This window comes from Flavobacterium sp., assembly GCF_029242675.1.
GTDB lineage: Bacteria > Bacteroidota > Bacteroidia > Flavobacteriales > Flavobacteriaceae > Flavobacterium.
This window is the reverse complement of sequence record NZ_JAQWTM010000392.1, coordinates 1-6180: the sequence shown is the minus strand read 5'-3', so window position 1 is coordinate 6180 and position 6180 is coordinate 1. Positions and strand designations below refer to the sequence as shown.

Annotated in this window: 5 protein-coding genes; all 5 read left to right on the top strand. The window is 31.8% G+C overall.

Features of this window, described 5'->3' with window-relative positions; genetic code table 11:
• A partial coding sequence (locus P8M54_RS14515; RefSeq protein WP_300288709.1) for a serine hydrolase occupies positions 1–1657 on the top strand: 1657 nt, incomplete at its 5' end.
• A 217-nt stretch (positions 1658–1874) separates the two neighbouring features.
• The gene (locus tag P8M54_RS14510) at positions 1875–2288 is read left to right on the top strand and encodes a response regulator (protein WP_300288708.1); all 414 of its coding nucleotides are present in this window, start codon (positions 1875–1877) and stop codon (positions 2286–2288) included.
• A gap of 1 nt (position 2289) precedes the next feature.
• On the top strand, positions 2290–2832 hold the full coding sequence (locus P8M54_RS14505) for a heme NO-binding domain-containing protein (RefSeq protein ID WP_300288707.1): 543 nt from the start codon (positions 2290–2292) through the stop codon (positions 2830–2832).
• A gap of 3 nt (positions 2833–2835) precedes the next feature.
• The gene (locus P8M54_RS14500) at positions 2836–5835 is read left to right on the top strand and encodes a PAS domain S-box protein (RefSeq protein WP_300288706.1); all 3000 of its coding nucleotides are present in this window, start codon (positions 2836–2838) and stop codon (positions 5833–5835) included.
• A gap of 5 nt (positions 5836–5840) precedes the next feature.
• The coding region (locus tag P8M54_RS14495) for an FIST N-terminal domain-containing protein (protein WP_366525157.1) at positions 5841–6180 on the top strand (340 nt) is incomplete at its 3' end.

Here is a 6180-nt window from a genome sequence, read left to right as displayed (position 1 = left end):
GTTTTCTTTTTGCGCCATTAATGCTCAAAATAAGGCCGCTGAACTGGATAATTTAATAAATCAAGCTTACGCAAATGGCGTTTTTAACGGAAGTGTTTTAGTTGCTGAAAACGGAAAAGTGATTTATCGCAAAGCTTTTGGCTATGCCAATAAAGAGACGAAACAACAACTAACACCCGAATTTTCTTTTGATTTAGCTTCGGTATCAAAGCAGTTCACGGCTATGGGGATTATGATTTTAAAAGAGAGAAAACTACTTTCTTATGAGGATAAAATAACTAAATTCTTCCGTAATTTTCCTGCTTATGGCAAAGAGGTTACCGTCAAAAATTTACTCAATAATGTTTCAGGTATTCCAAAATACGAGCCATTGGCATCCAAGTTCAATCTTTCAAATGCTGAAATTTTAGAAATTATCGAAAGCCAGTCTGCGTTAGATTCTGAAATTGGAGCAAAATTTGTCTATAATAATGGCGGTTATGTTATGTTGGATTTAATAATTGAAAAAGTTTCAGGCTTAAGTCTAGCTAATTTTTTGAAAGAAAACATTTTTAAACCTTTAAAAATGAACAACACATTGGTTGGTGATAGTCAATTGCTCAATATTAAAAATCGAGCCATTGCTTACACTGCAATTGGTGAACGTGATGATTATCAAGTTTCACACACGGGATCAACAAGCATGTTTTCAACTGTTGCTGATTTGTTTCTTTGGGATCAAGCACTTTATACTGAAAAGTTAGTCAGTAGGAATACAATTGCCGAGGCTTTTACGCCAGTAATTCTTACTGATGGCTCCGATTCTAATTATGGATTTGGATGGTTTCTTACTCCTGACAAGCATGCTGTGAATCATTCGGGAAGTGACTTTGGCTACCGAACCTTCATATTCAGAGATTTGGCTAAAAATAACACTTTTATATGGCTTACTAATGGAGGGAACGCAATGTTAAAAGACGAGATCAATGTAGCTATCGAAAATATTTTGGCTTCAAAGCCTTATAAAATACCCAAAATCACTCTTGTTTCAGCGCTTCAAAAGGACTTACTAAAACAATCTGCAGATGATGCTATTAACAGTGTCAACTCACGTATACAAATCAATCCGGGAGATTATGCCATGAATGACGAACATGTGAATGAATTGGGGTATAAGTATTTAAATGAGAATAAAGTGGCAGAAGCATTTTCTATTTTTAAATTTAATGCATTGCATAACCCAAATTCTGCTAATGTGTATGACAGTCTTGGTGAAATATATTTGCTTCAAAAAGATTCGGTTAATGCGATCAAAAATTATAAAAAATCAGTAAGCTTAAATCCAAATAATGCAAATGCGGTACGCGCTTTGAAAGAATTAAAGGTTGATACCACTGAATTACTTACTGAAGTTACAGTTTCTCCAGAAGTTCTTAAAACATATGTTGGAAGATATCAGTTAAACGAAAATTATTCATTTACTGTAACTGAGGATAGTGGAGTGCTTCATATTCAGGGAACTGGAGAACGATTAACTACGGTAATCCCAATGAGTGAAAATAAATTTTACAGTACTATAGTGACCGCTCAATTTACATTTAACAAGAACGAAAAAGGTACTGTTGAAAGTCTAACCTTAAATATGGGAAAAGATGTCACTGCTAAAAAGGTGGAGTAAAGTAAGTTTTGCAATTTAAATAGTTGCGGAATCCCTTTGTTTAATGAGAAAATTTAGTTTTAAATTGATTGTCAAATTAGCAATGGATTAAATAAAAGAACCATTCGTCTACACTTTAGTGCTATTCATCGACACTTAAGAGATTCTAAACGAATTAAAAGTAAATTAGCTCTAAGTATTTGATATTTTTGATATTGGATAAATAATATACAAACAAATGACAAATTCTCTGAATATACTGTTGATTGAAGATGATGCCATAGAGGTCATGAAATTTAATAGAGTTTTGAAAACTTTAGGCTTGAACCATCGTATTATTGAAGCCAATAATGGAGAAGACGCCTTGTCGATTTTAAAAGTTAAAGAAATAATTCCAGACATTATAATCTTAGACTTAAACATGCCAAAACTCAACGGTATTGAATTTTTGACCATTCTAAAAAAGGATGAAGTTTTAAAATACATACCCTCTATAATATTGACAACGTCAAATAACTATACTGACGTTTTAGAGTGCTATAAAATTGGTATAGCAGGATATGTCCTAAAGCCTTTAAAATACGAAGATTACGTTGATAGAATTCAAAAATTATTAAATTATTGGAGTACTAATGAGTTAATATCTCAATAACATGTATGGAATAGTAAATAAAGCCATTGAAGATCTCGTTAAAGCTAATTTTGGTGATGAAAAGTGGGAAATTATTCTTGAGAAAAGCGGCGTTGAACATGATTTTTTTATCAGTAATGAAGCCTATGACGATGATGTTACCTTTAAATTAGCAGTAGCAGTATCAGAGGTAATGGACATGACTGTTTCTCAGGTATTAATTGCTTTTGGCGAGTGGTGGGTAATTAAAACTACCAAAGAAAAATATCCGGGGCTAATGGAATCAGGTGGTCAAAATTTGAAAGAATTTTTAACGAATTTACCATTATTTCATAACCGTGTAATGCTAATTTACCCAAAATTAACGCCACCTGAATTTAAGGTGAGTGATATTAATGAAAAAAGTATTAACTTACATTACTTCTCGAAAAGAGAGGGCCTTCAAGAGTTTGTTCGAGGTTTAATTCAAGGGTTAGGTATTATGTTTTCAACAAAAACGACCATTGAATTACTTCAAACAAGGAATGAAGGAGATTCTCACGAGATTTTTAAAGTAAGTTGGTAAATTATGAAAGCCCCCGAATTCAATTTTAATAGCGAAACATTTAATAATATATTTCCTTTCTATATCTTAATTGATGAAAACTTATCAATTGTAAGTTATGGAAAGAGTCTTAGCAAGGTAATTCCTGAAATAATTCCTGATTTTGATTTCAACTCTCTTTTTGTAGTTAAAAGACCTTATGTCAAAACGATTACTTTAGATAATTTTAGTGAAATTACAAATCAATTAGTCTTAATTGAGTCAAAAGGGAGTGACATAACCGCATTACGAGGCCAATTTGAAAAGCACGACAAAGGATTTCTTTTTATCGGATCGCCATGGTTTGATTCAATGGATGCCGTAATTGAAAAAAAATTAAACTTGCACGATTTTGCATTTCATGATCCATTATTGGATTTACTGCATGTAATGAATAATGTAGAGAATTCATCTAAAGAATTAAAAGAATTACTTACCACAATAAACAAGCAAAAAAACGATTTAAAAAAGGCAAATAAAGAAATTCATAATATCGCTTTATTTTCTACACAAAACCCTGATCCATTAGTACGAATTGACCTTGAAGGTAATTTAATTAAAACAAATCCAGCAGCAGATTTATTGAAGTCTATCGTATTTGAAGGGATAGAGTATGAATTACAAGAATTTTTTAAATACATTATCCATAAAATAGAAACGAGTGCGGACCGTTGGATTTTTGAATTTCAAAGCAACAGCAAGCACTTTTCTTTTATTTGCAAGAGTTTAGTAGCAGAAGGTTATATAAACATTTATGGTAGAGATATTACAGATCAAGTAAGTGATCAAGAAGAGTTAAATAAGCTTTCACTGGTTGCAAGTACAAATAAAAACGGAGTAGTTTTTACGCATCCTGATGGAAAAATATTTTGGTGTAATGAGGCTTACACTTCCTTAACAGGTTTTTCTAAAAATGAGGTAATAGGAAAAACACCTATTGAAATGGGTTTAAACGCAGCTTCAAATAGAGAGGAGATAAGGAGAATGGTTGTGGCTTTTAATGAAGGTAAAGCCTTTGATGTTGAGATCTTGCACTCTAAGAAAAATGGTTTAAATTTTTGGTCTAAAAACACTGGCCAGCCTATTTTAGATAGTACTGGAAATGTCATTCAATACTTTGCAATGATTGAAGATTTTACTGCTGAGAAGGAAAAGGAGGAACAGCTTTTACTATTATCTTCTATTGCCGAAAAGAACATGAATGCGGTAGTTATTTGCGATAAAAATGGTAAGATAGAATGGGTTAATGCTAGTTTTTCTGAAATTTCAGGTTATTCGAAAAAAGAATTGATAGGTAAAAAACCAGGGCATTTATTACAAGGACCAGAATCCAATCAGGAAACTGTCGCTTATCTAAGAAATCAGATTAGCAATGGCTTGCCTTTTAATTGTGAAATTTTAAATTATAGCAAATCTCAAGAAAAATATTGGGTACGTGTGCAAGGCCAAGCTTTGCACAACAAGCAAGGAGAAGTCATAAAATATTTTGCCATTGAAGAGGATATTTCTAATGAAAAAGAATTCAACCAACAATTAATTGATTCTGAAAACCGACTTACGTCACTTATTACTAATTTACAATCGGGTATTTTATTAGAAGATGAAAACAGAAATATTCTAGTGACTAATAAACGTTTTTGTGATCTTTTTGATATTGCTGTTATTCCTGAATTAATGATAGGTATGGATTGCGAGGAAGCTGCAACAGATACTAAGTACTTGTTTAAGAACCCAGATCAGTTTTTGACTCGAGTTTCGGAAATTTTAAAAAATAATGAAGTTGTTTTAGCAGAAGAAATAGAGCTTGCTGACGGACGCGTGTATGAACGAAGTTTTATTCCAATTAAAAAAGGTTCTAAAGATGATGGTCATTTATGGAGCTATGATGACGTTACGATCAAGAAAAATTACAAAGAAAGTCTTGAAGCTGAAAAAGAAAAATACAGCAATATTATAGCGAACATGAATATGGGATTGTTGGAGGTAGACACTGACGATTGTATACAATTTGCTAATCAATCCTTTTGTAATATGTCAGGCTACTCCATATTGGATTTATTAGGCAAAAAAGCTTCAACTGTATTGTTAAAAACGGAAGGACAAAAAATTGTCAATATTAAAAATAAAGAACGCAATAGCGGCATATCCGATTCTTACCAAGTGATAGCTAAAACTAAAAGTGGTGAAGACAGGTATTGGCTAATTAGTGGTGTGCCTAACTTTAATGTAAACGGCAAGGTTACTGGTTCGATTGGAATTCATTTAGATATAACCGAGCAAAAAAAGCTTGAAATTCAAAAGGAAATTTTGCTTAAGACATTAGAAAAGCAAAATGAGCAACTTAATGATTATGCACAAATTGTTTCCCATGATTTAAAATCACCTTTACGAAGTATTCATTCTTTAATTACGTGGATAAAAGAGGATAATGATAAAGAATTTAATGAACAAACTCAGCAATATCTGGGAATGATAGAGGATAAAGTAGAGAAAATGGATCATCTCATCCAAGGTATTTTAACCTATTCTAAAGTAGAATCCATTGAAGCATTAAGCGAAAAAATTAATATCAATAACGAGATACAAAAAATAGTAGACATTATTCATATTCCTTCTAATATAAGTGTTGTAATTAAAAAGGAATTGCCTACCATTAACGCTGATCGATTTAGAATGCAACAACTTTTTCAGAATATCATAAGTAATGCAGTACTTTACATTGATAAACCAATTGGTATTATTGATATTGATTTTGAAGATCGACAAGACTCTAATGTGTTTTCAATAAAAGACAATGGACCGGGGATCGCTCCAGAAAATCAAGAAAAAATGTTTAAAATTTTTCAATCGTTTACCAATCATGAAAAATCAACTGGAATTGGACTTTCAATCGTAAAACGAATTATTGACAATTATAATGGAAAAATTTGGATCGAAAGTGAATTAGGAATAGGAACAACTTTTTTTATACAACTCCCAAAATAATTAAGATGAGAATTAACCAAGCATATAAACTAAAAGGTCAAAACTGGAAGTACCTTACAGAAAAAATCAAATTACAAAATCCACTAGTTTTAATCTTCGGTAATCGAATGTTATTGGAACAAGAAGAAACTATTGCAGCTATTAAAACAGAATTCCCATACAGTCATTTGGTTTTCGGTTCTACTGCGGGCGAAATAATTGATGCTAATGTATTTGATGATTCGGTTGTTGTAACCGCTATAGATTTTGATAAAAGCAGTTTTGTTGTAAAGACAGCAAATACTTTTGATTATAATAAGGATGCTAATGCTTTAGGAGTCGCGCTTTATAATAAAATGCCAAAAG